Annotated in this window: 24 protein-coding genes and 1 riboswitch; of the genes, 7 read left to right on the top strand and 17 right to left on the bottom strand. The window is 69.5% G+C overall.

Annotated elements, in window-relative coordinates; translation table 11 throughout:
- Nucleotides 1-16: 16 nt before the first annotated feature.
- The 6 genes from hemC to hemE form a co-directional block, all read right to left on the bottom strand.
- Entirely contained in the window at nt 17-1015 is a 999-nt protein-coding gene (gene hemC / locus AC1DB8_RS03830; RefSeq protein ID WP_476892211.1) for a hydroxymethylbilane synthase, read from the bottom strand.
- Nucleotides 1012-2292 (bottom strand): ferrochelatase, encoded by a 1281-nt coding sequence (locus AC1DB8_RS03825; RefSeq protein WP_476892210.1) that lies wholly within the window; start codon nt 2290-2292, stop codon nt 1012-1014. The genes hemC and AC1DB8_RS03825 overlap by 4 nt, the downstream gene beginning before the upstream one ends.
- Nucleotides 2289-3002 carry a hydrogen peroxide-dependent heme synthase gene (hemQ, locus tag AC1DB8_RS03820; protein WP_441417209.1) on the bottom strand — a complete coding sequence of 238 codons (714 nt, stop codon included), beginning with the start codon at nt 3000-3002 and terminating at the stop codon, nt 2289-2291. The genes AC1DB8_RS03825 and hemQ overlap by 4 nt, the downstream gene beginning before the upstream one ends.
- 99 nt (nt 3003-3101) lie before the next feature.
- Nucleotides 3102-3743, bottom strand: a complete 642-nt coding sequence (locus AC1DB8_RS03815; protein ID WP_476892209.1) for a hypothetical protein — start codon at nt 3741-3743, stop codon at nt 3102-3104.
- 181 nt (nt 3744-3924) lie between these two features.
- On the bottom strand, nt 3925-5442 hold the full coding sequence (hemG, locus tag AC1DB8_RS03810) for a protoporphyrinogen oxidase (RefSeq protein ID WP_476892208.1): 1518 nt from the start codon (nt 5440-5442) through the stop codon (nt 3925-3927).
- Between the two features lie 5 nt (nt 5443-5447).
- Complete coding sequence (gene hemE, locus AC1DB8_RS03805; RefSeq protein ID WP_476892207.1) at nt 5448-6611, bottom strand: uroporphyrinogen decarboxylase; 1164 nt, start codon at nt 6609-6611, stop codon at nt 5448-5450.
- A 158-nt stretch (nt 6612-6769) separates the two neighbouring features.
- Between hemE and AC1DB8_RS03800 the strand changes: the two genes are divergently transcribed.
- The gene (locus AC1DB8_RS03800; RefSeq protein ID WP_476892206.1) at nt 6770-8119 is read left to right on the top strand and encodes a glutamyl-tRNA reductase; all 1350 of its coding nucleotides are present in this window, start codon (nt 6770-6772) and stop codon (nt 8117-8119) included.
- Nucleotides 8120-8194: 75 nt separating this feature from the next.
- Here the strand turns inward: AC1DB8_RS03800 and AC1DB8_RS03795 are convergent, their stop codons facing one another.
- Both AC1DB8_RS03795 and moeB read right to left on the bottom strand, forming a co-directional pair.
- Nucleotides 8195-9208: an SDR family NAD(P)-dependent oxidoreductase gene (locus AC1DB8_RS03795; RefSeq protein ID WP_476892205.1), complete on the bottom strand. Its 1014-nt coding sequence runs from the start codon at nt 9206-9208 to the stop codon at nt 8195-8197.
- A gap of 69 nt (nt 9209-9277) precedes the next feature.
- Nucleotides 9278-10489 (bottom strand): molybdopterin-synthase adenylyltransferase MoeB, encoded by a 1212-nt coding sequence (gene moeB, locus AC1DB8_RS03790; protein WP_476892204.1) that lies wholly within the window; start codon nt 10487-10489, stop codon nt 9278-9280.
- A gap of 6 nt (nt 10490-10495) precedes the next feature.
- On the opposite strand from moeB, the gene AC1DB8_RS03785 reads away from it, so the two are divergent.
- From AC1DB8_RS03785 to AC1DB8_RS03775, 3 genes are all read left to right on the top strand, one after another.
- Nucleotides 10496-11242 (top strand): TetR/AcrR family transcriptional regulator, encoded by a 747-nt coding sequence (locus AC1DB8_RS03785; RefSeq protein WP_441417202.1) that lies wholly within the window; start codon nt 10496-10498, stop codon nt 11240-11242.
- Between the two features lie 105 nt (nt 11243-11347).
- Complete coding sequence (locus AC1DB8_RS03780; RefSeq protein ID WP_441417201.1) at nt 11348-11572, top strand: DUF3107 domain-containing protein; 225 nt, start codon at nt 11348-11350, stop codon at nt 11570-11572.
- Between the two features lie 65 nt (nt 11573-11637).
- Complete coding sequence (locus tag AC1DB8_RS03775; RefSeq protein ID WP_441417200.1) at nt 11638-11940, top strand: hypothetical protein; 303 nt, start codon at nt 11638-11640, stop codon at nt 11938-11940.
- A 78-nt stretch (nt 11941-12018) separates the two neighbouring features.
- On the opposite strand, the gene AC1DB8_RS03770 is transcribed toward AC1DB8_RS03775, so the two are convergent.
- The 8 genes from AC1DB8_RS03770 to thiO all read right to left on the bottom strand — a co-directional run bounded on the left by AC1DB8_RS03770 (nt 12019) and on the right by thiO (nt 18778).
- Complete coding sequence (locus tag AC1DB8_RS03770) at nt 12019-12411, bottom strand: VOC family protein (RefSeq protein ID WP_441417199.1); 393 nt, start codon at nt 12409-12411, stop codon at nt 12019-12021.
- Between the two features lie 5 nt (nt 12412-12416).
- Nucleotides 12417-13712, bottom strand: a complete 1296-nt coding sequence (locus AC1DB8_RS03765) for an RNA polymerase sigma factor (RefSeq protein ID WP_476892203.1) — start codon at nt 13710-13712, stop codon at nt 12417-12419.
- Nucleotides 13713-13768: 56 nt separating this feature from the next.
- Nucleotides 13769-14092, bottom strand: a complete 324-nt coding sequence (locus tag AC1DB8_RS03760) for a YciI family protein (RefSeq protein ID WP_476892295.1) — start codon at nt 14090-14092, stop codon at nt 13769-13771.
- Between the two features lie 183 nt (nt 14093-14275).
- Complete coding sequence (gene mctP, locus AC1DB8_RS03755) at nt 14276-15970, bottom strand: monocarboxylate uptake permease MctP (protein WP_476892202.1); 1695 nt, start codon at nt 15968-15970, stop codon at nt 14276-14278.
- Nucleotides 15967-16248, bottom strand: coding sequence for a DUF3311 domain-containing protein (locus AC1DB8_RS03750; RefSeq protein ID WP_441417196.1), 282 nt, complete (start codon nt 16246-16248; stop codon nt 15967-15969). Before AC1DB8_RS03750 ends, mctP begins: the two co-directional genes overlap by 4 nt.
- Nucleotides 16249-16434: 186 nt before the next feature.
- Nucleotides 16435-17244, bottom strand: coding sequence for a thiazole synthase (locus AC1DB8_RS03745; RefSeq protein WP_441417195.1), 810 nt, complete (start codon nt 17242-17244; stop codon nt 16435-16437).
- A 5-nt stretch (nt 17245-17249) separates the two neighbouring features.
- Nucleotides 17250-17486, bottom strand: coding sequence for a sulfur carrier protein ThiS (thiS, locus tag AC1DB8_RS03740; protein ID WP_441417194.1), 237 nt, complete (start codon nt 17484-17486; stop codon nt 17250-17252).
- Nucleotides 17483-18778, bottom strand: coding sequence for a glycine oxidase ThiO (gene thiO / locus AC1DB8_RS03735; protein ID WP_476892201.1), 1296 nt, complete (start codon nt 18776-18778; stop codon nt 17483-17485). The genes thiS and thiO overlap by 4 nt, the downstream gene beginning before the upstream one ends.
- Nucleotides 18769-18889, bottom strand: a riboswitch (TPP riboswitch). Its footprint overlaps the gene before it by 10 nt.
- 26 nt (nt 18890-18915) lie before the next feature.
- Between thiO and thiE the strand changes: the two genes are divergently transcribed.
- Entirely contained in the window at nt 18916-19644 is a 729-nt protein-coding gene (gene thiE, locus AC1DB8_RS03730) for a thiamine phosphate synthase (protein ID WP_441417192.1), read from the top strand.
- On the opposite strand, the gene AC1DB8_RS03725 is transcribed toward thiE, so the two are convergent.
- Nucleotides 19641-20312: a ferritin-like fold-containing protein gene (locus AC1DB8_RS03725; protein ID WP_476892200.1), complete on the bottom strand. Its 672-nt coding sequence runs from the start codon at nt 20310-20312 to the stop codon at nt 19641-19643. The genes thiE and AC1DB8_RS03725 overlap by 4 nt on opposite strands.
- 40 nt (nt 20313-20352) lie before the next feature.
- Between AC1DB8_RS03725 and AC1DB8_RS03720 the strand changes: the two genes are divergently transcribed.
- Nucleotides 20353-21858, top strand: coding sequence for an RNB domain-containing ribonuclease (locus AC1DB8_RS03720; protein WP_441417190.1), 1506 nt, complete (start codon nt 20353-20355; stop codon nt 21856-21858).
- A 318-nt stretch (nt 21859-22176) separates the two neighbouring features.
- A complete protein-coding gene (locus tag AC1DB8_RS03715; protein WP_476892199.1) occupies nt 22177-23919 on the top strand; it encodes a DEAD/DEAH box helicase in 1743 nt (580 codons plus the stop codon).

Here is a 23919-nt window from a genome sequence, read left to right as displayed (position 1 = left end):
TGAGAATCCGTCCGGCTCAGGAAGCGGCCAGGTCGGCGATGTCGGCAGCACCGGCCGCCAGCAGCGCCTCGGCCAGTTCGATTCCCAGCAGGGTGGCGCCGACCTCGGTCAGCCCGTCGGTGGCCTTCTTGTCCCGGACCGTCGCGGTGCCGTCCACGGCACAGACAACGGCCTCGAGGTGCAGCATGCTGCCCTTGCGGTAGGCGTAGGCGCCCACCGGCGCGGCGCAGCCGGCCTCCAGCCGGGCCAGCAGCGCGCGTTCGGCGGTGACGGCCAGCCGGGTGTCCGGGTCGTCCAGGGCTGCGAGGGCCTGGGCGAGCACGCCCTGGGAGCCCTCGGTGGACCCGGCCTTGCGCGGCGCGTCGGAGCTGCGGCATTCGATCGCGAGCGAACCCTGGCCGGCGGCCGGGAGCATCACCTCGGTGTCGAGGTATTCGCTGACCGCGTCCAGCCGGCCGATCCGGTGCAGGCCGGCAGCGGCGAGCACGACGGCGTCGAGGTCGCCGGACTTGCCTTCGACGACGGCGCCTGTTTTGTTGCCCGGCAGGCCCGGCACGCGGCCCAGGCGGGTGTCCACGTTGCCGCGGATGTCCCGGATGTCGAGGTCCGGCCGTGCGGCGCGCAACTGTGCGGCCCGGCGCGGGGAGCCGGTACCGACGGTGGCGCCGGCCGGCAGCTGGGCCAGCGTGAGCCCGTCCCGGGCGCAGAGCACGTCCCGGACGTCCACGCGCTTGGGCGTCGCCGCGAGGGTCAGGCCCAGGGCAGCGCCGGTGGGCAGGTCCTTGAGCGAATGGACCGCGACGTCGCACGCGTCCCGCAGCAGGGCGTCGCGCAGCGCCGCCACGAACACGCCGGTGCCACCCATCTGGGACAGCGGGCCGGTCAGGACGTCGCCGTCGGTGCGGATGTGGACGAGTTCCACCGGAAACCCTCCGACGGCGGCCAGCTGGTCCGCAGTCTGCTGGGTCTGGGTGAGGGCAAGTTTGCTGGCCCGGGTGCCGATCCGTACGGTCACGGCGTGGCCTGGCCTGCTGCCGGGACCGCCTCATCCGCAGCCGCGGATGCTCCTGCCGGGTAGGGATCATGCCCTGTCCCGACGGTGGTGTCCGCGCCCGCGATGGTGGGCTTTTCGCCGCGGAAGTTGGCGCAGCAGCCGGGGCGGCAGACGTCGTACCAGGGGCCGAGCTTGGTCAGGTGCGGCCGGTCGGCGATGTTGTTTGCCGCCGTCCGCTCGCTGATCAGGTCCACGATCCCGGCAACGAATTTGCGGTGCGTCCCGGGCGTCGGAACGCGGGTGGCCGCGAGGCCCAGCTTGCCGCAGGTTTCCAAGGCCTCGGTGTCGAGGTCCCAGACGACTTCCATGTGGTCGCTGACGAAGCCCAGCGGCACGATCACGACGCCCTTGACGCCCTGGCCGGCGAGCTCCTCGATGGCGTCGTTGATGTCGGGTTCGAGCCACGGCACGTGCGGGGCCCCGGACCGGGACTGGTACACGAGGGACCAGGGGGCGGTCAGGCCGGTTTCGGCTTCGACCCGGCGGATGACCTCGGTGCCGGTGGCCAGGTGCTGGGCCACATAGGCGGAGTCCTGTTCGAAGTGGCGCGGCTCGCCCTCGGAGCGGCCGGCGGCTTCGGCGTCGCGGGTCGGAATCGAATGGGTCGCGAAGAGGATGTGCACCGGCGCGTCAGGGGTGCCGGCCGCGGCCAGCTTGGCGCGGACGTCGGCGAGGCCGGCGGCGGTGCCCTCGACGAAAGGCTCCACGAAGCCCGGGTGGTCGAAGTACTGGCGCACCTTGTCCACCTCGAGCTTGCCGTCCAGCCCGGTCTCGGTGAGCGCCATGCCGATGTCTTCACGGTACTGCCGGCAGCTGGAGTAGCAGGAGTAGGCGCTGGTGGTGATCATCAGGACCTTGCGGTGCCCGGCGTCGTAGATCTCCTGCAGGGTCTGCGGGATGTAGGGATCCCAGTTGCGGTTGCCCCAGAAGACCGGCAGGCCGATGCCCCGGGTGGCGAGCTCCTTCTCCATGGCGGCCTTGAGCTCGCGGTTCTGCTGGTTGATCGGGCTGATGCCGCCGTTGGCGCGGTAGTGGTGCGAGACCTCTTCGAGCCGTTCGTCCGGGATGCCGCGGCCGCGGGTGACGTTGCGCAGGAACGGGATGACGTCTTCCTGGCCTTCGGGACCGCCGAAGGAGGCCAGCAGCACGGCGTCGTAGTCCTTGGGGGCCATCCGGCCGGCCTCGGTGACGGGGTTCACGGCGGTGGCCGTGGGATCCTGCGGATCGAGCGGGCTCATGCGAGGACCTCGGCAATCTCGACGGCGCTGACGCGGCGGCCGGTGTAGAACGGGACTTCTTCGCGAACATGGTGGCGGGCCTCGGTGGAGCGCAGGTGGCGCATCAGGTCCACGAGGTCCACCAGCTCCGGGGCTTCGAGGCCCAGGATCCACTCCCAGTCGCCCAGGGCGAAGGAGGAAACGGTGTTGGAGATGACCTGCGGGAAGTCCCGGCCCAGCAGGCCGTGGTCCCGCAGCATCGCGCCGCGCTCGGCGTCCGGGAGCAGGTACCACTCGTAGGAGCGCACGAAGGGGTAGACGCAGAGCCATTCGGCCGGTTCCACGCCGCGGGAGAAGGCCGGCGTGTGGTTCTTGGCGAACTCGGCCTCGCGGTGGACGCCCATCGCGGACCAGGCGATCTCAGTCCCCGTGAAGAGCTTGCTACGCCGGATGTCGCGCACGGCGCGCTGCAGCGCTTCGGCCCGGGGGCCGTGCAGCCAGATCATGATGTCGGCGTCGGCCCGCATCGCGGACACGTCGTAGCTGCCGCGGTGGACGACGCCGTCCTCGGCCAGCCGTTCGATGAGTGCGTCGAAGTCCTCGGCCGCGTCGCCGCTGCGCAGGACATCGGCGGAGCGCTTGAAAACCGTCCAGAGCGTGAAGAACTGCTCGGTCGATTCCTCGGCTGCTGTTCCGGTTTTAGTGACAGATTCGGCAGAAGTGTGGCTCATGGATACCAGTCTGCCCCCTCCCCCGAGCTAAGTCGAAATAGAGCACTTCTACAACGCGTAGAAGTGCTCAATTTCACAGCCGGGTGGTTCGGACGTCCCTTAGATCTTGCGCATCCGTAGGGCCACGACGCCTGCTCCCAGCGACACCGCGAGCAGGCAGATCCCCCAGCCGACCAGGGCGGAGGGGGACGGTTCAACGGAGGAGGCAGCCTGCATCTTGTCGCCGGACCGGGGCGCGGCGGTGGGAGCCTGCTTGGCAGCGGACATCGTGGTGGCGGACCTGGGCGGGCCGCTCGGCGTTGCCGCCGGCGTACCAGCCGCAACACCGGGAGCGGCACCCGCGGGAGTGTCGTTCGCGGGCGTCTGGACCGGGGCCGGGGCCTGCTGGGTTCCGGAGGGCTGGCCGGCTGCCGGCTGCGGGGCTGCGGGCACCGGTGGCGGAACCGAGGTTCCCGGCGCCGTGGCCCGCTCGGAGGCCTGCCGGGAAGCCCGCTGCTCCGGCGTCTCGGTCGGATCCGGTGCGGTCGACGTCGGCGGGGCCGTGCTTTCGGTGGGGTCCGGGCTGCCGGAGTCTGAGGTCGGCGAGGGCGACGGCGTCGGGGATTCCACCAGGCCGCCGATCAGGTCGTCGATGCCGACGGAAATCGAGGCTGACGGGCCGTCCGGGCTGGGCGTCGGGGTGGCAGCCTGGGTGGCAGGAACCCCTGCGGTGAGAGCCAGTACCGCTCCGAGTGCTGCCACTGCCGTGCCGCGTCGGAGTCCCCCATGGTGACCGGCCGGCGTTTCTGGAACTTCGGACCTGTGCATAACCATGGTCATCGACCCTAGCCGGAGAACGCCGGCGTGGAAAATTTGCCCAAACGCCTACTTTCCGGCTACCGGGCACCGTGCCGGGGCCGCCCATCCGGCGCCGGGGCAGGCTTCAGGGAAGCAGGGCGGCCACCTGTTTGGGGGTGTCGGCGACGATGGCGGCGAGGCCGTTTCCGGACAGCCAGCCCCCGACGACGGCGAGGCCACCTTCCGCCGCGCAAAGTTGCCGAACCTGCTCGACCCGCCGCTTGTGGCCGAGTGCGGCGAAGGGCAGCGCGCCGGACCATCGCACCACGTCCCAGCCGACGACGTCGGTCCGGGCCAGCGGGACGGCGAGCAGCGCGGCGGCGTCCTGCAGCGCGGCGTCGAACAACTCCTCGTCGCTCCGGGGCTCCGGGGCCGCCGCGGCGTCCGGCACGTTCGCGCCGCGTCCGTAGGAGAGCCGGAGGACGTGCCGGCCGGGCGCCGTCCGTTCGGCCAGCCAGGCCCACTTGGCGGTCGCGTGGGTGAGGGCCTTCGCGCGGATGCCGGGGCTTTGCGGGGCCACGAGCACTCCGGTGCCGCGCGGTGCGGCGTCGAGGGCGGGACTGTCCAGCACCAGCGTCACGAGCCGCACGTCGGGTCCCGCGTCCGGACGGAGGGCCGCCAATGCCGGCAGCGTGCCGGCGAGCAGCGAGACCGCCGCCGGGCCCTCAACCGCCACGATTAGCCGCCCGGCGTCGAAGGTGGCCTGGCCCGCGGTGGCCCGCCAGCCGCCCGGGATGCGCTGCACCGCGCCTACCCGGGTGCCGCTGAGCAGGGCCACGTCCAGCCCGCGCAGCTCGGTGAGGAGGGCAGCGACGAGGGTGTGCATCCCGCCGCGGAGGCCGGCCACGGCGGAGCCCGCCTTCTGCAGCCCAGGCTGCTGGGCACCGGGCGCGGGAGCGCTGGACCCCGGCGCGCCCGGCCGGGGTCCAGCCCCCCGGCGCTGCGCGGCCACGGCGGCGGCGAGGGAGCCGTGCGTGCGGATTCCGGCGCGCAATCCGGGCGCCACCATGTCCACGTCAAGCAGGGCCGGGTCGGCCGAGTGCACGCCGCCGACCACCGGCGCCACCAGCCGCTCCAGCACGCGTCGGCCCATCCGGGCGCGGACCAGGGCCGCCACGCTTGTGGCCTCGGCAGCGGTCCCCATGGAAGCCGGCAGCAGTGCGTCGAGCGAGGCGCGCAGGGATCCGAGCAGGCCAAGGGAACGCCGGACTTCGGGGTCCCAGGGGTTGGCGGGAATGCCCAGCACCCCGGTCTTCGGCAATTCCCGCGGCCCCTCCGGCAGTTGGACCCAGGCGCCGCCGGGGTTGGGCGGAACGATCTGCGCGCCGAGGCCGAGCTCTTCGGCCAGGCCGGCCACCGCGGCGGACCGGGTGGCGAAGGATTCGGCGCCGCTGTCCAGGGTCAGGCCGGCCACCACATGGCTGCCCACGCAGCCGCCCCAGTCGCCCGATGCTTCCAGCACCGTGGTCCGGACGCCAGCCCGCGCCAGCTCCCGGGCGGCGAGCAGGCCGGAGATGCCGCCGCCCACCACCACGGCCGTCGGCGCGGGAGCAGCAGAGGTGTTGGAGCCGGGGTTGGTGTCAGTGGCGGCGTCGGTGGCCATCGGGGTTACTCCGGGGCGATCGAGTGGATCAGTTCGACCACGCGGGTCAGCACCGCCGCGTCCGTCTCCGGAGGCACGCCGTGGCCCAGGTTCAGGACGTGGCCCGGGGCCGAGGCGCCGGCTTTGATGACGTCGCGGACATGGGCCTCGAGGATTTCCCATGGTGCGGAGAGCAGTGCCGGGTCGATGTTTCCCTGCAGCGGCACGGTCCCGCCGAGCCGGCGGTTGGCCTCGTCCAGCGGCAGCCGGTAGTCGACGCCGACGACGTCCACGCCGACGTCGCGCATTGCCACCAGCAGCTCCGAGGTGCCGGTGCCGAAGTGGATCAGGGGTGCTCCGAGGTGCCGGACGTGATCCAGGGCGCGGGCGGACGCCGGAGCCACGAACCGCGTGTAGTCGGCCAGGCCCAGGGAGCCGGCCCAGGAGTCGAAGAGCTGCCCGGCGGAGGCACCGGCCTCCAGCTGCGCGCGCAGGAACATCCCGGAGGCGTCGGCCGCCCAGTTGGCCAGCGCCGTCCAGGTCTCCGGATCCGCGTGCATCATGGTGCGCGGGCCGAGGTGGTCGCGGGACGGCTTGCCCTCCACCATGTACGCGGCCAGGGTGAAGGGGGCGCCGGCGAAACCGATCAGCGGGGTGCTGCCGAGTTCGGCCACGGTGAGCCGCACGGCCTCGCGGATCGGCTCCAGGGCCTCCCAGCTCAGCTGGGGCAGCGCGGCAACGTCCGCGGCGGTGCGCACGGGCTTGTCCAGCACCGGGCCGACGCCGGGGACGATGTCGACGCCGACGCCGGCCAGCTTGAGCGGGATGACGATATCGGAGAAGAAGATCGCCGCGTCGACGTCGTGCCGGCGCACGGGCTGGAGGGTGATCTCGGAGGCGAGCTCGGGGCGCAGGCAGGAATCCAGCATGGCCACGCCTTCCCGTACCTTGAGGTACTCGGGCAGGGACCGGCCGGCCTGGCGCATGAACCAGACGGGGCGCCGGGAGGGCTTGCCGCCGCGGTAGGCGGTGATCAGCGGCGAGTCGGCGGTACGGCCGTCCATCAGGGGGTGGCCGGCGTCGAGACTGTTGTGTGCCGTGCCGGAGTCTGCCGTGTCGGAGTGTGCCGTGCCGGAGTTTGCCGTGCCGTCGATTGCAGTGCCGTTCGTGGCCGCAGCGCTAAGAGTCATGCCTTTGATTGTGCCGAAAATCGGCTCCAAAAGATAACGACAACCTGTCACGGCAGCCGCTGCGGGCGCCGCCGTGGCGGGAATCACAACCCCGGGTGGGCAGTCCCACGCCCGGTAGTTGTTCTACACGGACGCGAAAAAGCTATGATTGTCGTGCTGTGGTTCTTTTCTCATTGGTGGCTACACACGCCGACATCGATCTGGAGACCGTTGCTCAACTGAGCACCGGCGCTTCCGGGCTTGCCACATCCGCCCTCGCCGGATCGCCGGCCGTGGCGGGTGCCGTTGTCCTTGCCACCTGCAACCGCTTCGAAATCTACGGCGAAGCGCCGCACCCGGACGACGTCGAGGCGGCCCGCGCCGCGCTGGTCTCCGAGATTAGCGGTGCCAGCGGACTCAACGAACAGCTCGTCTCCCGGTCCTTTAATACCCGCACCGGCCCGGACGTCAGCCGCCACCTGTTCGCGGTCAGTTCCGGACTGGATTCCGCCGTCGTCGGGGAACGGGAGATCGCAGGCCAGGTCCGGCGCGCCCTGATCACCGCGCAGCACGAAGGCACCGCGAGCTCCGGTCTCGTGCGGCTGTTCCAGGCCGCTTCCAAGACCGCCAAGGACGTCGGTGCGCAGACGGCCCTCGGCTCGCGCGGACTGTCGATCGTCTCCGTCGCTCTGGACCTCGCGACCGACCTCTCCGAGAACCCCGACTGGTCCACCAAGAAGGCCGTCGTCTTCGGCACCGGCGCCTACGCGGGCGCAACCATGTCCCTGCTCCGCGAACGCGGCTGCACCGACATCTCCGTCTTCTCCTCCTCCGGCCGCGCCGCCGGCTTCGTCGCCACCCGCGGCGGCACCGCCCTGGACAGCGCTTCCCTGCCGGACGCAGTCGCGGCCGCCGACGTGATGATCGGCTGCAGCGGCTCCGACAACCGCGTCGAGGCCCCCGAACTGGCCCGGATCCGCTCGGCGTCGCCGCAGCCGCTGATCGCGATCGATCTGGCCCTCACCCACGATTTCGACCCCGCCGTCGCCGAACTCGACGGCGTCGAGCTGCTCACGCTTGAGTCCGTCCGGCTGGCCGCCCCGCAGGAGCAGGCGGAGTCCCTGAACCAGGCCAGCGGCATCGTCGACGGCGCCGCCACCGCCTTTGAGCAGGAGCGCGAGGCGCGCTCGGTTGATTCGGCCATCGTCGCCCTGCGCCGCCACACGATGGACGTGCTCGACGCCGAAATGGAAAAGGTGCGCGCCCGCCACGGCTGCACCGCCGCGGCCGAGGAAGTCGAGTTTGCCCTGCGCCGGATGGTCAAGCAGCTGTTGCACGTGCCCACCGTCCGTGCCCGGGAACTCGCTGCGAACGGCCAGCAGGACGACTATGTGGCCGGCCTCGAGGCCGTCTACGGCATCACGGTTGAACAGCCTGCGGCACGGCGCCCCGCTTCCGGCACCGAGGCCGAGTGCCCGGTCGACCACAGCGCGTTTCCCGCCGCCGACGGCCAGCGGGAAACGGCCTAATAACGTTCAGCGCCTTGCCCGGCGGTATTTCCGTCCGGCCGCCAGTCCGGTCAGTCCGGCCGGCCAGTCAGGCGCTTAGTCCGTTTGCGCGGCGAAGGCGTTGACGCCCGTCAGCTCGGCGGACAGCTGCCACAGCCTCTCGGCGTCCGCCCGGTCCACGGCGTGGGCGTCGACTCCCCTGACCCGTGCTTCCGGGGTTCCCGGCACCGTCGGCTCGGCAATGTCGCAGTCCTCGCAGTAGACGCCGCCCTTGCCGGCAAGCAGCGGCGAGGTGGCCGCCCAGACCGAGGTCGCGGCCCCCTGGGCAGGCGTCTTGAACCGTTCGTTGAGGTTGCCCTCCGCGTCCATCCAGCCCGAGGCGATCATCTCTTCCCGGGGCAGGTGCCGCTGCAACTCGGTCATGATGCCTCCCGGGTGCACGGCGAAGGCCCTGACGCCGGCATGTTTCCCGAGCGCGTCCAGCTGCACCGCGAACAGCGCATTCGCGGTCTTCGCCTGACCGTAGGCCTTCCACTTGTCGTAGCCTGAGTCGAAATTGATGTCATCGAACCGGATGGGCGACAGCTTGTGGCCGGTGGAGGACAGTGCCACCACCCGCGCCCCCTCTCCCGCGGAGAGCGCGGGCCAAAGCAGGTTGGTGAGCGCGAAGTGGCCCAGGTGGTTCGTGGCGAACTGGGATTCCCACCCCGGGCCGACGCGCTGCTCCGGGCTGGCCATGATGGCGGCGTTGTTGATCAGGATGTCCAGGCTGCCGCCGTCGCCGAGGAAATCGGAGGCAAGGAAACCGGCCGCGAACTCCCTCACGCTGGACAGTTCGGCCAGGTCCAGCCCGGCCACGCGGACGCCGTCGAGGCCGGCCTCGGCCAGGACCTTGCGGGCATGGTCGGGGCGCCGCGCCGGAACCATCACCCGGGCCCCGGCGGACGATAGCGCCCGCACCGTCTCCAGGCCGAGCCCGGAATAGCCGCCGGTGACGACGGCGGTCTTCCCGCTCAGGTCCACGCCCGCAATGACCTCCGCCGCCGTCGAACGCGGGCCGAAACCCGAGCCGATCTTGTGCTGCGGGGTCAGGCTGGTGTCTTCGCTCATGGCAGTGCCTCTCGGGTAGGGGCCCGGCGGTCCGGGGACAAGGTGCTCAGGACAAGGTGTTCAAAAACGTCAGTAGACCGGTTTGCCCGGTTCCACCTCGCGCACCCAGGCGAGGATCCCGCCCTCCAGGTGGCTGACCCGTTCGTAGCCGGCTGCCCGGGCGGCGGCGAGCACGGCCGCGGAGCGTGTCCCGCCCTTGCAGTGGAACACAATGTCCGTGTCCTGCGGCAGCTCGGCCCACGCGTCGCCGGCCAGGATCCTGCCTTGCGGGATCAGCGTGGCGCCGTCGATGCGGACGATGTCGAATTCGCCGCTCTCGCGCACGTCCACGAGCTGGAAATCCTTCAGCCCGGCCTTGCGCGACGCGAGCATGGTGGCGAGCTGGGTGGCGGTGACGGTGTGTTCGGTTCCGGCGTCCGCGGCGGGGGCGATCCCGCAGAAGGCCTCGTAGTCGGTGAGCTCGGTGACGCGCGGGGCTTCGGGGTCCCGGGAGACTTTGATTTCGCGCCAGCTGCCGCCGAGGGCGTCGAACAGCGCGACCCGGCCCAGCAGGGAACGCCCGACGCCGGTGATGAGCTTGACCGCCTCGGTCACCATGAGCGAGCCGACCGCGGCGCACAGCATGCCGAACACGCCGCCTTCCCCGCAGGAGGGCACCGAGCCGGCGGGCGGCGCTTCGGGGTACAGGTCCCGGTACGTCGGGCCGTGCTGCTCCCAGAAGACGCTGACCTGTCCGTCGAAGCGGAAGATCGAGCCCCACACGTAGGGCTTTCCGAGGATGGCGGCGGCATCGTTGACCAGGTAGCGGGTGGCGAAGTTGTCGGCGCCGTCGACGATCAGGTCGTAATCGGCGAAGAGCTCCAGAGCGTTGGAGGCATCCAGCCGGACGTTGTGCAGCCGGACATCGACCAGGGGGTTCAGCGCTGCGATCGCGTCGCGGGCGGACTCGGTCTTGGGCCGGCCGACGTCGGCCACGCCGTGGATCACTTGGCGTTGGAGGTTGCTGAGGTCCACGTCGTCGTCGTCGATAATGCCCAGGGTTCCCACCCCGGCGGCGGCCAGGTAGAGCAGCGCGGGCGAGCCGAGGCCGCCGGCGCCGATCACCAGGACCCTGGCGTTCTTTAGCCGGCGCTGTCCGAGCGTACCGATCTCGGGAATGATCAGGTGGCGGGAGTAGCGCTCCACCTCGTCCGGCGTCAGCGCGTCCGCAGGTTCGACCAGCGGTCCGGGCGCCGGCGGCGGGGTTGCGGGGGTTCCGTTTGGGGTCAACTGGGAAGCCATACTTCAATGTATGCCCGAAGATGCCGCCAGGTCATATTACCCCCGCGTAAAGTGGAGCTAACAGCGAAGGAAAGAAGGCCGATAGTGGTTCATCAGGCACCGGTTGAGCGGGGACATACCGGAAAGTCGTCGGCGGCCCAGGCGCGGAGCGGGACGCAGCGCTCGGCGCGGCTGCCGCGCGATGAACGGCGGGCCCAGCTGCTCGCCGCCGCGCAGGAGGTCTTCGTGGCCAACGGCTACCATGGCGCCGCCATGGACGAAATCGCCGAGACCGCGCACGTGAGCAAGCCCGTGCTGTACCAGCACTTCCCGTCCAAGCGCGAGCTGTATCTGGCCCTGCTGGACAGCCACCTGTCGGCGCTCACGGAACTGCTGCTCGGTGCGCTGAACTCCACGACGGACAACGACGAGCGCGTCCAGGCCGTCATGCGGGCCTATTTCCATTTCATCGCCAACGATGACCAGGCCCACCGGCTGGTCTTCGAATCCGATCTGGTCAACGACCACGATGTGAGCGCGCGGCTGGAAACGTTCAACAAGACCTTCGCGGACGCGATCGCGAAAGTTATCGCCGAGGACACCAAACTGCCGCTGCTGGAAGCCCAGCTCCTGGGCCGCGGACTGTCCGGAATGGCGCAGGTCAGTGCCCGGTACTGGCTGGAAACCGACGGTAACCTGGACATCGATGTGGCCAGTGACCTGATTTACCGTTTAGCTTGGCGCGGAATCTCCCGCTTTCCCAAAGAGTCCTAGACTACAAATAGAGAACACCTCGTGGAGGAAACTCGCAGAGAACGCCTCGCAGAGAAACCCTCGCAGAGAAAATTTGAACACTTTGATTGGCTGGGAGGCCTTGCTGTGGAAGTAAAGATCGGCATTCAGAACATCGGCCGCGAAATTGCCCTCGAATCCAACCAGGACGCGGACGCGGTGGCGAAGCTTGTGGAAGAGGCCATTTCCAAGGGCACCGAACTCCGCCTGACCGATGAGAAGGGCCGCCAGATCATCATCCCGGCGAACGTCCTGGGCTACGTGGAAATCGGCGCCGAAGAGGTCCGCCGGGTCGGCTTCGGCGCCCTCTAGGCAACGCCCCGGATCCTCCTACCGTTCAACCCGCCCCTCAACCCGCAGTTCCCAAAGGAGTCTGAATGCTGTCCCTGATTGTGGTGGCCATGGTCGCCGTGGCCGCGGGTTTTTTGGTCTGGGCGAACGACAAGCGGCACGCCAAGTACGGCATCACTGTCCCGGCCGGTATCGCCCTGGGCGTGGCGATGCTGAGCTGGATCATCTTCATGGCGGCCGGCTTCGGGTACCAGCCGGGCCTGACCTGGATTCCGTGGGTCCTGCCCGTACTGCTGGGCTCGGCGGCGGCGGTCGGCGCGGTGCTGTACCTCGGCAAGTCCCGGACCCGGCTGGACACGGCCCGGATGACCGCCATCCTGCGCATCTAGCGGACAGCTGAAGTCGCAAAGCGCTGTGGCCACTCCCCCTCGGGTGAGTGGCCGCAGTGCCTTAACCGGCTGAAGCCCTCAGCGCCGGGAAGCTTCCTTCACTTCCGGGTCCGTGGTTTCCTGAAGGACCCAGCGGTTGCCGTCCGGGTCGCTAAAGTATGCGAAGGCTATCCCGCCGATGTCCTGGACTTCACTGATCTCGGCTCCGCGTCCCAGAAGTTCGGCGCGGGTGCCGGCCATGTCCGGGACCACCAACTGCAGTCCTTCCAGGCTTCCGGGGGCCATGGCGGTCATTCCGGTGCCGATGACGATTGAGGCGGCGGAGCCGGGCGGCGTGAGCTGGACGACCCGCATGCCTGGAATGTATTCGACGTCGTGGTCCAGTACGAAACCCAGCTTCTCCGTGTAGAACAACTTGGCCGCGTCCACGTCGGTGACCGGCACTTGTACGACTTCCAGACGCATCTCCATGCGCATCACAGTACTCCCGATACTTCCGGGCGGGTCTCCGCCAGGCGTTTGCTGAGGTAGCGGCGCTCAGCCTCAGACGGTGCGAGCTCCCGGGCACGCCGGTATTCCTGGCTGGCCTCCGGCATTCTGCCAAGGCGCCGCAGGAGGTCCGCCTTCGCGGCAGGCAGGAGGTAGTACCCCTCCAATGACCGGGCATCCTCCAGCCGGTCGATGAGCGCCAGCCCGGCGTCCGGCCCTTGGGACATCGCGACGGCGACGGCACGGTTGAGTTCGACGACCGGTGACGGTGCCAGCCGCGCAAGACGGTCGTACAGCATTGCCACGCGGCCGAAGTCGGTGCTGCCAAAATCGCGGGCGGTCATATGGCACGCGGCGATGGCTGCCTGGATCCGGTAGCTGCCGGGCCGGACGCCGAGTGAAATGCCGGCGCGGTCGGCGGCCGCCAGGAGCGCCACCGCTTCCGCAGTCGCTGCCCGGTCCCATCGTTCGCGGTCCTGGTCCTCCAGCGTCACCAGGTCCCCGGCCGCGTCCGTACGTGCGTGCCGGCGGCCGTGCTGGAGGAGCATCAGCGCCAGCAGGCCCAGCGCTTCGGGTTCCTGCGGTGACCCTTTGAGCAGGCCAATCAGCAGCCGGTCGAGACGGATCGCTTCCCGGGCAAGGGGCTCGCGGATCAGTGTGTTGGCGCCGGTGGCCGCATACCCTTCATTGAACATGAGGTAGAGGACTGCCAGGATCCCGGCCGTGCGTTCCGCTATTAATTCTGGCGGCGGCACCCGGTAGGGGATCCCGGCGTCGCGGATTTTGGCGCGGGCACGGACCAGCCGTTTGGACATGGTTGACTCCGAGACGAGGAACGCGCGAGCGATCTCGCTGGTCGTCAGGCCAGCCACGGTGCGCAAGGTCAGGGCGACCCGCGCCTCAAGCGGAAGGGCGGGATGGCAACAGGTGTAGATCAGGCGCAGCCGGTCGTCGCCGTCCACGGGATCCCCGGGAGCATCCTCCGCCAGCTCTTCGAGCCTGGCCAGGACCGAGAGCTCCCGCACCGCCTTCTTCTCGCTCGCTGCGCTCCGCAAGCAGTCAATAGCCCTGTTCTTGGCAACGGTCGTCAGCCAGGCCGCCGGATTTCCGGGGATGCCGCGCTGGGGCCAGTCGACGAGGGCACGTGCGAACGCGTCCTGGACACAGTCCTCGGCCAGGCTCCAGTCGCCGGTGATGCGGATGAGGGTGGCCGTGATCCGTGCTGCCGCCTCGGCGGAAGCACCCCCGAGGGCCGCCCGCACCTCCGCCGCGTCCGCTGCCATCTGATCCCCCTTTTCGCCCTCCCGCGCTGAGGCGCCGATTGCTGTAACGAGTGCTATCAACCGAGCGGCCACACGGGCCTGATCTCGATCTTGCCGAATTTTGCCATCGGATGCTTGGACGCCACCTCGATCGCCTCGTCAAGATCGGTGCAGGCGATGATGTCATAGCCCGCGATCCATTCCTTTGTCTCGGCAAACGGGCCGTCCGCGACGACCACCTCCCCCGCCCGCACCGTCACGGTGGTCGCGTCCTCGACAGGTCGCAGCCTGTCGCCGTGGCGGGCGATGCCTCGCGCTTCTATCTCGGCCGCCCATTCCTCGATGTTGTCCTCGGCGGGCACATATTCCGGCGCAGTCGGATCGGTGCAGATGAACAGCATGTAGTCCACGGTGACTCCTTCTAGTAGGTCGATACGTCAATACGACGAAGGAGCTGCCGGCAAAAGGACACCCGGTGGAAAAATTCCTGGTCGGCCGGCCAGCCACCTCCAACCGGAGTCTATGGCCCGTGAACGCCCGCGGGCGGTCAATCGTCGATTCATGGTCACCACGGATAAAGGGCTTCAGTACGTCGGGCCCCCTGGTTCGGCGAGCGGGTGTTCGCGCTGGAGCTGGGCCACCTTCGGATCGTTCTCGTCTGCGCCGTAGTCCGAGGAGCGGGTGATGTCCTTGCCGTCGGGGACTTTCATTGCCCGGAAAACCAGGGACAGCACAGCTGCGACGACGAGGTTAATCACGAACGCCACAACGGCGATGTAGACCTGGATATCGGTGCCGGGGATGGCCGAGATGGACCCGCCAAAGTGGGCTTTCGTGACGGGATTGACGACGTTATACGCCGCGATGGTGCCATAGGCGATGCCGGCCGCCCAACCGAGGAACAGCGCCCACCGGTGGAACCAACGGGTATAGAGTCCAGCCACGATGGCAGGGAAGGTCTGCAGGATCCAGATGCCGCCAAGTAGTTGCATGTTGATGGCCGCGGACTGGTCCATGGCGATCACGAAGACCAGCGCGCCGAACTTCACCACCAGCGAGGCGATCTTGGAAACGCTGGCTTCCTGCCGGGGCGTGGCGTCCGGCTTGATCAGGTCCCGGTAAATGTTTCGGGTGAACAGGTTGGCCGCGGCGATGGACATGATGGCGGCCGGGACCAGCGCCCCGATGGCGATGGCGGCGAGCGCAATGCCGGCAAACCAGGCCGGGAACTGATCCAGAAACAACTGCGGCACCACCAGTTGCGGATTGACGGCGCCGTTCAGGTCGGTGGGCTTGGTGCCGGCGAAAATGGCCGCGTAGCCCAGGAGTGCCAGGAAGCCCAGCATCAAGGAGTACAGCGGCAGCACCGCAGCGTTCCGGCGGATGGTGTTCCGGCTTTTGGTCGCCAGGACGCCCGTGATCGAGTGCGGATACATGAACAGGGCCAGCGCGGAACCAAGCGCCAGGGTCCAATACGCCGAGTAGCTGGACGCCCCCGGGATGAATGCGCCCGCCGGTTTGCCCGTCGCCGGATTGACTGCCCCCAGCTTCGCCTCGGCGGAGTCGAAAATGGTACCCCACCCGCCGAACTTGATGGGCAGGTAGATCACCGCCACGATCACGGCCAGATAGATCAGCAGGTCCTTCACGACGGCGATCAGGGCAGGAGCGCGCAGGCCCGAGGTATAGGTATACGCGGCCAGAACCACGAACGCGACGATGAGCGGCAGGTCGGTCAGCAGCGCGTTCTCAGCACTGCCCAGGCCGAGCACAGTGAGTACGGCCTTGATGCCCACGAGTTGCAGGGCAATGTAGGGCATGGTGGCGACGATGCCGGTGGCGGCGACCGCAACGGTAAGCGCCCTGCTGCCATACCGGCCGCCAACAAAGTCCGCCGGCGTGACGAAACCGTGGCGGTGCGAGACGGACCACAGCCTGCTCATCAGCAAAAACACAATCGGATAGAGCACGATTGTGTACGGCACCGCGAAGAAGCCGCTCACGGCTCCGGTGGCCCACATCGCCGCCGGGACCGCCACGAAGGTGTAAGCCGTGTAGAGGTCCCCGCCGAGCAGGAACCAGGTCACCCAGGTACCAAAGCCCCGGCCGCCCAGTCCCCATTCGTCGAGGCTATGCAGCCCTGTCGTTTCTTCCCGCCTCCACCGCGCGGCAAAGAAGCCGAGGACCGCCACCAGGACGAAGAGGATGATCACAATGGTGAGGGCTATGCCGTTGACCGGCCGGTCCGGTGCCGCCAGCGGCACGACCGCCCCGTTCACCGCTCCTCCCCCGCAGCGGCCGCCCCGCGGACGGATTCACGGCGACGGCGGTCCTCCCTGGTGACCAGCCAGTAGGAGATCCCCACCAAGGCCGCGGTGACCGGGATCCATGCCATCTGATACCAGTAGAAATACGGGATACCCGCCAGCCGCGGTTCGTCGAAGGCGTACGCGGGCACAACCAACGGAACCACAATGGCGACGAGCAACAGGATTCCGGACACTACATAGGGACCCGGCTTGGCCGGCCCCCGCGTTGGCACATCAGGACTGGACATGGACGCCTCCTCACCGAGACGGGCCCCCGGAGCGGGAAGGCTTCCCGGGACGTGCCGGCGGCCTGCGGACCGTGCAGTGCAGCGGTCGTTACCCAACAGGATAGACACTGGATTTAATCTTCAACAGTGCCTTTAATCACGGTTTGGCGAGGCGAACGGGCCTGGACGGGAGCGGCGCCGGGGCCCCTACAGGAACTCGGCGCGTCCTTCCATCGCGGACGACGCGAGGGCATGCTCGCGGCGCGGGATCCGGCCGGCCCGCCGCGCCAGCCGGCCGGCGATGACGGCGTGCCGGAACGCCTCACCCATCAGCGCCGGGTCCTGGGCACGGGTCACGGCGGTGGCGAGCAGCACGGCGTCGCAACCCAGTTCCATCGCGAGCGCGGCGTCGGAGGCGGTGCCAATTCCTGCGTCGAGCACCACCGGCACCGAGGCACGGGAGACGATGAGTTCAATGTTGTGCGGATTCAGGATGCCCAGGCCGGTGCCGATCGGGGCGCCCAGCGGCATCACTGCCGTGGCGCCGAGGTTCTCCAGCCGGAGGGCCAGGACCGGGTCGTCATTCGTGTAAGCGAAGACCTTGAAGCCGCGCGCCACCAGCTGTTCGGTTGCCTCCACCAGTTCCAAGGCGTCGGGCAGCAGGGTGTGCTCATCCGCGATCACCTCGAGCTTCACCCAGTCCGTCTCCAGCGCTTCGCGGGCCAGTTCGGCCGTGAGGACGGCGTCCCGGGCGGTGAAGCATCCGGCGGTGTTGGGCAGCACCCGGATGTTGTGGTCCGCCAGCAACTGGAACAACGAGCCGCTCTCGGCCGGAGAGTAGCGACGCATGGCCACCGTCGTGAGTTCCGTTCCGGAGGCCACCAGCGCGGCTCCGAGGCCGTCCAGGCTCGGCGCACCGCCGGTGCCCATGATCAGGCGGGAGCCCAGTTCCACTCCGTCAACCGTCAGCAGATCCCGGCGTGCCTGCTGCGTTTCCTGCATTGCTGTTGCTTCCATGCCCTCTATCCTCCCTGTACTGCCGTAACGAGTTCGACGTCGTCGCCCTCGGCGAGCGCGGTCGCGTGCCACTGGCTGCGCGGCACCACCTCGGCGTTGCGGGCGACGGCGACGCCCAGTTTCCGGCCGTCCGTGGCCCGGCCGTCGGCGGCCAGCGTCCGGCCGGTCACCCCGCTGACCAAGGCGCTGATAGTGGCGCCGTCGGCGAGGGCGTGCTGCGCTCCGTTGAGCCTGATATTCATGCTGTCGTCCTGTCTTTCGCTGGAGCGTCCGCGGGTGAAGCGTCCCGCTCGGATGAGCCGGGGGCTGGAGAAACCGGGCGGCGGCTGGAGAAGCGGTCCGGGCGGAAGCCCTCCCAGCGCCGGTCCGGCTCTCCGTCCAGCAACGCCCGGCAAATGGCGGCGGCCGCCGGGGTGAGCAGGACCCCGTGCCGGAAGAACCCGGTGGCAACGATGAGTCCCTCGACGTCCTGTCCGGATCCGGCGCTGGCCACGCGCCCCAGGAGCGGGGCGTTGTCCGGGGTCCCGGGCCGTGCCCGCGCCGTGGCCTCGAGCAGTTCCAGCTCGGCAACGGCCGGGACCAGCTGCTGGGCATCGCGCAGAAGCTGGTACACGCCGCCGGCAGAGACGGCGCCAGCCTCGGAGGGCGCATCCTCCCGCTGGGTTGCGCCGATCACGACCGTGCCGTCCTCCCGCGGGACGATGTAGACCGGAACCCCGCGGACCAGGCCCCGCACGGTCGAGCGCAGCAGTGGCCGGAGCCGTGCCGGGACCCGGAGCCGCAGGATGTCCCCGTAAACCGGACGCAGCGGCAGGGACAATCCCCCGGGCAGGCCCTGCAGTTCCGCCGCGGCCAGACCGTTGGCTACGACCGTCTCGCCGGCGCGGAGCTCTCCGCCGCCCTCGAAACGGATGCCGGCGACGCGGCCGCCGCGCCAGAGCAGCCCGGCCGCGCGGCGGGGCACGGCCGTGAACCGGCTGTCGGCAGCCAGCAGTGAACCGATCCTGGCCAGCAACCGGCGCGGATCCACCTGGTGGTCGGCCGGGATGTCGAAGGCGCAGGAGATACCGGGGCTGAGCAACGGTTCGCGGCTGCGTGCTTCACGGACGGTCAGCGGCTCCACGGCCAGGCCGCAGGCCTGCTGCGCGGCCCGCAGGTCGGCGAGCGCCCGGCGGTCGGCCGCGTCCGCGCCGACGGCGAGGGTCGGCGTCGTGAGATATCCAGTGCCGCCGCCGTCAGTGCTGCCGCCGGCCAGGCCGGCGGCGAACTCCGGCCACAGCCCTGAGGCTTCCAGCATCAGGGCCAGGAGCTCCTCCTCCTGGTAGTGGAGTTCACTCACGGGCGCCAGCATGCCGGCGGCAGCCCAGCTGGCGCCGGTGCCGGGGGCGTCGTCGACCAGCGCGACGGTACGGCCCGAACGGCGGGCCTCCCAGGCGATGCCGTGGCCGATCACTCCCCCGCCGATCACGATGACGTCGTAATAATCCGAGGATGGGCCCGGTGGTGTGGCGGGTGGTGCGACGGATACGTCCATGGGTTCCTTCCCTACGCCGGTACTAGCCGGATCAGGTCAAGCGGTCGGCTCTGACGCCCTCTCAGCCCGTCGGACGTCTGGCGGCCCGCGCGGGCTCCCGCGGTATGCGCCCAGTTTAGAGGAACTAGGCTTGGGGCATGAGCCAGGATGTCCACACCACCGCCCGCCTGTACCTGTGCACCGATGCCCGGAAGGAGCGCGGTGACTTCGAGGACTTCGTTGACGCCGCCTTTTCCGGCGGCGTCGACATCATCCAGTTGCGGGACAAGTCGCTGGAGGCGGCCGAGGAGCTTGAGCTGCTGGAGGTCCTGCACTCCGTGGCGCGGCGGCACGGCCGGCTCTGGGCGGTAAACGACCGTGCCGACCTGGCCTCACTGGCAGGGGCGCCGGTGTTCCACATTGGGCAAAAGGACATCCCGTTCGCCGCGGCACGGGATTTCCTGGGCAAGGGCACCGTGATCGGCATGTCCACGCACACGCCGGAACAGGTGGATGCGGCCATCGCGGCGTCCCCGGGCCGGGGCGGGCTGGACTACTTCTGCGTGGGCCCGGTCTGGGCCACCCCCACCAAGCCGGGCCGCGCCGCCGTCGGGCTGGACCTGGTGCGCTACGCCGCCGCGGCGATCGGCCGGGCCGAGGCCGCCGACGTCGGGAAAGTCGCCGGGGTGGTGCCGTGGTTCGCGATCGGCGGCATCGACCTGGGCAACGTGGCCCAGGTGGTCGACGCCGGAGCCAGAAGGATTGTGGTGGTCCGGGCGATTACCGAGGCCGCTGATCCTGCCGGGGCCGCGCGTGCCCTGCTCGCCGCGCTCGACGCCGGGGCGGACGCCGACGCCGACGTCCACAGCGGCGCCGCGGACAACTAGCCGGCTAGTCCCAGCTCTGACATCCGACGGGAATGGGCGGCGGCAAGCTCGGCGGTCAGGGCGCGGGCGAGTTCACCGGCCCGGTCCTCGTCCGTGCCGGTCAGGCCGCCGAGGAAGGCGTGCTCCACGCTGACCCGCTGGGCCTGGGTAAGCGCTTCGCCGAGCAACCGCCGAGCCCACAGGGCCAGCCGGGACGCCAGCCGCGGATCGTCGGCGAGCGCGGCCTTGAGCCGGTCCCGCAGCACCACCGTCGCGTCCCCGGCCGCCTGGACCAGTTCGATCAGCCCGGCCGTCCCGGCGTCGACATAGCCCGAAATGGACCGGTAAAAGTCCGCGGAGACCGTGTCGATCACGTAGGCCTTCATGAGCGACTCGTGCCAGTCGGCGGGGCGGGTGCGCTCATGGAAGTGGTCCACCGAAGGCTGGAACGGCAGCATGGCCTCCTCCGCGTCAATGCCCATCTCCGCCAGCTTCGCGCAGACCAGTTCAAAATGCTGGAACTCGATGACGGCGAGGCCGCCCAGCACCGCCCGGTCGTGCAGGGTGGGCGAATACCGGGCGTCGGAGGAGAGCCGTTCGAAGGCCGAGAGCTCCCCGTAGGCCATCACGCCCAGCAGGTCCCGGAGGAAACGGTTGTAGCGGGCGGGCTCGGCCGGGGAGGTGCTCATGCTTCAAGACTAGTAGCGGAAATCGGGCTAACCTGATTCCGTGTCTCATCATCGCCTGACTCCGAGCGTCCGCCAGCAGAAGAACCAGCTTGCCCAGGCGCTCAACGCACTGCGCACCGTCCTGGAGCTGCCCGGGCCGTTTCCGGAAGCCGTGCTCCGGGACGCCGAGGCGGCCGTCGCCTCCCACGAGCTGCCGGAACTGGATTTGACTCACGTGGAGTTCGTGACCATCGACCCGGCGTCCTCGACGGACCTGGACCAGGCCTTGTTCATTGACCGCGCCGGCGACGGGTACAGGGTTTTCTACGCGATCGCCGACGTCCCGTCCTTCGTCGCCCCCGGCGGCGCGCTCGACGCCGAGACCCGGCGCCGCGGCCAGACGTTCTACACTCCGGACGGCCGCATCCCCCTGCACCCCGAGGTCATCAGCGAAGCGGCCGGCAGCCTGCTGGCGGGCCAGCTCTGCGCGGCCTTCGTCTGGGAGTTCGAGCTCGACGCCGCTGCCGAGGTCTCCTCCGTGCTGGTCCGCCGGGCACAGGTCCGCAGCCGGGCCAAGCTCAGCTACCAAGGTGTGCAGGCCGAACTCGACGGCGGTACCGCGGACCCCGTTCTGCAGTTGCTCAAGGAAGTCGGCAGCAAGCGGGTGGAACTGGAGCGCCTGCGCGGCGGGGCCAGCCTGAACATGCCGGAGCAGGAGATCGAGCAGCTGCCCGACGGCGGCTACCGGATCGTCGCGGCGCCGCCGCTGCCGGTGGAGGACTGGAACGCCCAGATTTCGCTGATGACCGGCATGGCCGCAGCGGAGCTCATGCTGCAGGGCAAGGTCGGCATCCTGCGGACCATGCCCGCCCCGGATGAGAGCTCGCTGCGGCACTTCCGGCGCCAGACCGGCGCACTCGGCAAGCCCTGGGACGGCCGGATCAGCTACGGCGAATACCTTCGCACCCTGGACCCCACCGACCCGCGCCAGCTTGCCATCGTGCACTCGGCCGGGATGCTCTTCCGCGGCGCCGGCTACACCCACTTCGACGGCGCCGTCCCGGAGGACGCCATCCAGTCCGCTATCGGCGCGGCGTATGCCCACTCCACCGCCCCGCTGCGGCGCCTGATCGACCGCTTCGTCCTGGTCATCTGCGAGGCCCTGTCCAACGGCGCCGAGGTTCCGGGCTGGGCCCGCGAAGCCCTCCCGTCGCTGCCGGCCATCATGGCGGCTTCGGACCAACTGGCCGCCAAGCTGGAGCGGCTGTCGCTGGACACCGTGGAGGCGGCCCTGCTGAGCAACCACATCGGGCAGGAGTTCGACGCCGTCGTGATCTCGGGCTCAAAGCCCGCGAAGAACGGCGGCACGAACGGAAACGGTAAGGGCAGCAACGGGAACGGGAAGAGCAACGGGAACGGCAATGGCCCGTCCGGGATCGTGCAGATCGCCGAGCCCGCGGTGACCGCACGGTGCCCCGGCGAGCTGGAGCCCGGCACCCAGGTCCGGGTGCGGGTCGTATCCTCGGACATCGCCACTCGGGAGGTCCGGCTCGAACTCGTGGGCTGATGTTACGCCCGGCTTGCGCCCCGCAGCCGTGCCACTGGCGCGCCGCACCGCGGGCCCCGGTCGAGGTTCCGAACGGCGAACAGCTAGACTGGAAGGGTAGTAATGGATGCCCGGTCGTTGATTTCCATGTTTTTCGAATTCAACAAGCCCGCCCCTACGCGATCTTGAGACACACCCGCTGGTCCCAGTGCCAGCATTTAGATAGCCCGCGATCGGCTTCCACTGGACTTGCTTGCGCTCCTGAGCGTGCTCCGGAACGGCCCTCGGCCGGCCCCGTTGAGCAAGCAGCGCAGCCCAAATGAATAAGGAAACTCCCCTGTGAGTGAATTGCACACGCACCAGCTTCTTACCGACGAGTCCGGCACGGAATCGATCGAGCCGGAAGAGACCATCATTTCGGACGAAACCCCGCACGAAATCGCGGAAAAGTCCTTCGCCGACTACAACGTCCGCGCCGACATTGTTGAATCCCTTGCCGACGCCGGAATCACCCACCCGTTCCCGATCCAGGCCATGACGCTGCCGGTCGCACTGAGCGGCCACGACATCATCGGCCAGGCCAAAACCGGCACGGGCAAGACCCTCGGCTTCGGCATCCCGGCCCTGCAGCGCGTCATCGGACGCGACGACGCGGGCTTCGCCGACCTCGCGGCCCCCGGCGCACCGCAGGCCCTCGTGATCGTGCCGACCCGTGAGCTCGCGGTGCAGGTCGCCGGCGACCTGCAGAACGCTGCCCGCAAACGCAACGCCCGCATCACCACGATCTACGGCGGCCGTGCATACGAGCCGCAGGTCGAGTCGCTGCAGCAGGGCGTCGAGATCGTCGTCGGCACCCCCGGGCGCCTGATCGACCTCTACAAGCAGAAGCACCTCGTCCTCAAGAACGTCAAGATGGTCATCCTCGACGAGGCCGACGAGATGCTGGACCTCGGCTTCCTGCCGGACGTCGAGACCCTCATCGCAGGTACCCCGGCCGTCCGCCAGACGCTGCTGTTCTCCGCCACGATGCCCGGCCCGGTCGTCGCGATGGCGCGCCGCTACATGACCAAGCCCACCCACATCCGCGCCGCGGATCCCGAGGATGAGGGCCTCACCAAGCGCGACATCCGCCAGCTGATCTACCGTGCCCACAGCATGGACAAGATCGAGGTGGTGGCCCGCATCCTGCAGGCCCGCGGACGCGGCCGGACCATCATCTTCACCAAGACCAAGCGCACAGCCGCCAAGGTCGCCGAGGAGCTCGTGGACCGCGGCTTCGCTGCGGCCGCCATCCACGGCGACCTCGGCCAGGGCGCCCGTGAGCAGGCGCTGCGCGCCTTCCGCAACAACAAGGTGGACGTTCTCGTCGCCACTGACGTCGCCGCGCGCGGCATTGACGTCGACGACGTCACGCACGTGATCAACTACCAGTGCGTCGAAGACGAGAAGATCTACCTGCACCGCGTCGGCCGCACCGGCCGCGCCGGCAACAAGGGCACCGCCGTGACCTTCGTCGACTGGGACGACATGCCGCGCTGGGGCCTGATCAACAAGGCCCTCGGCCTGAGCGTGCCCGAACCGGTGGAGACCTACTCCTCCTCGCCGCACCTGTTCGAGGAGCTGGACATCCCGGAGGGCACCAAGGGCCGCCTCCCCCGCGACAAGCGGGTGCTCGCCGGCGTCGACGCCGAAGTCCTCGAGGACCTCGGCGAGACCGGCAAGAAGAACGCCCGTCCCGGCACACGCGACGGTGCACGCGACGGCGGCCGCTCAGGCTCCCGCGACGGTGCACGCGACGGCGGCCGCTCAGGCTCCCGCGAGGGCGGACGCGACAATGGCCGCTCCGGCTCCCGCGAAGGGGGCCGTGACGCCGGACGCTCCGGTGAGCGCCGTCGTCGTTCGCCCGAAAAGGAGACCGCCACGGGACCCGCCGAGGCAAGCGCCCCGGCAACGGCGAGCGCTCCGACCGAGGTCGACCGGGCTACCCGCGCGCGCCGCCGGACCCGCACTCGCCGCCGCAACGGCGAAGTGGTGGCCGGCGAGGCACAGGGCGGCGCCCCGGCACGCAGCGCCGAGGCCTAA

The sequence above is a fragment of the Arthrobacter sp. 10N410 genome, assembly GCF_056394945.1.
This window is presented reverse-complemented; position numbering and strand designations above follow the sequence as displayed.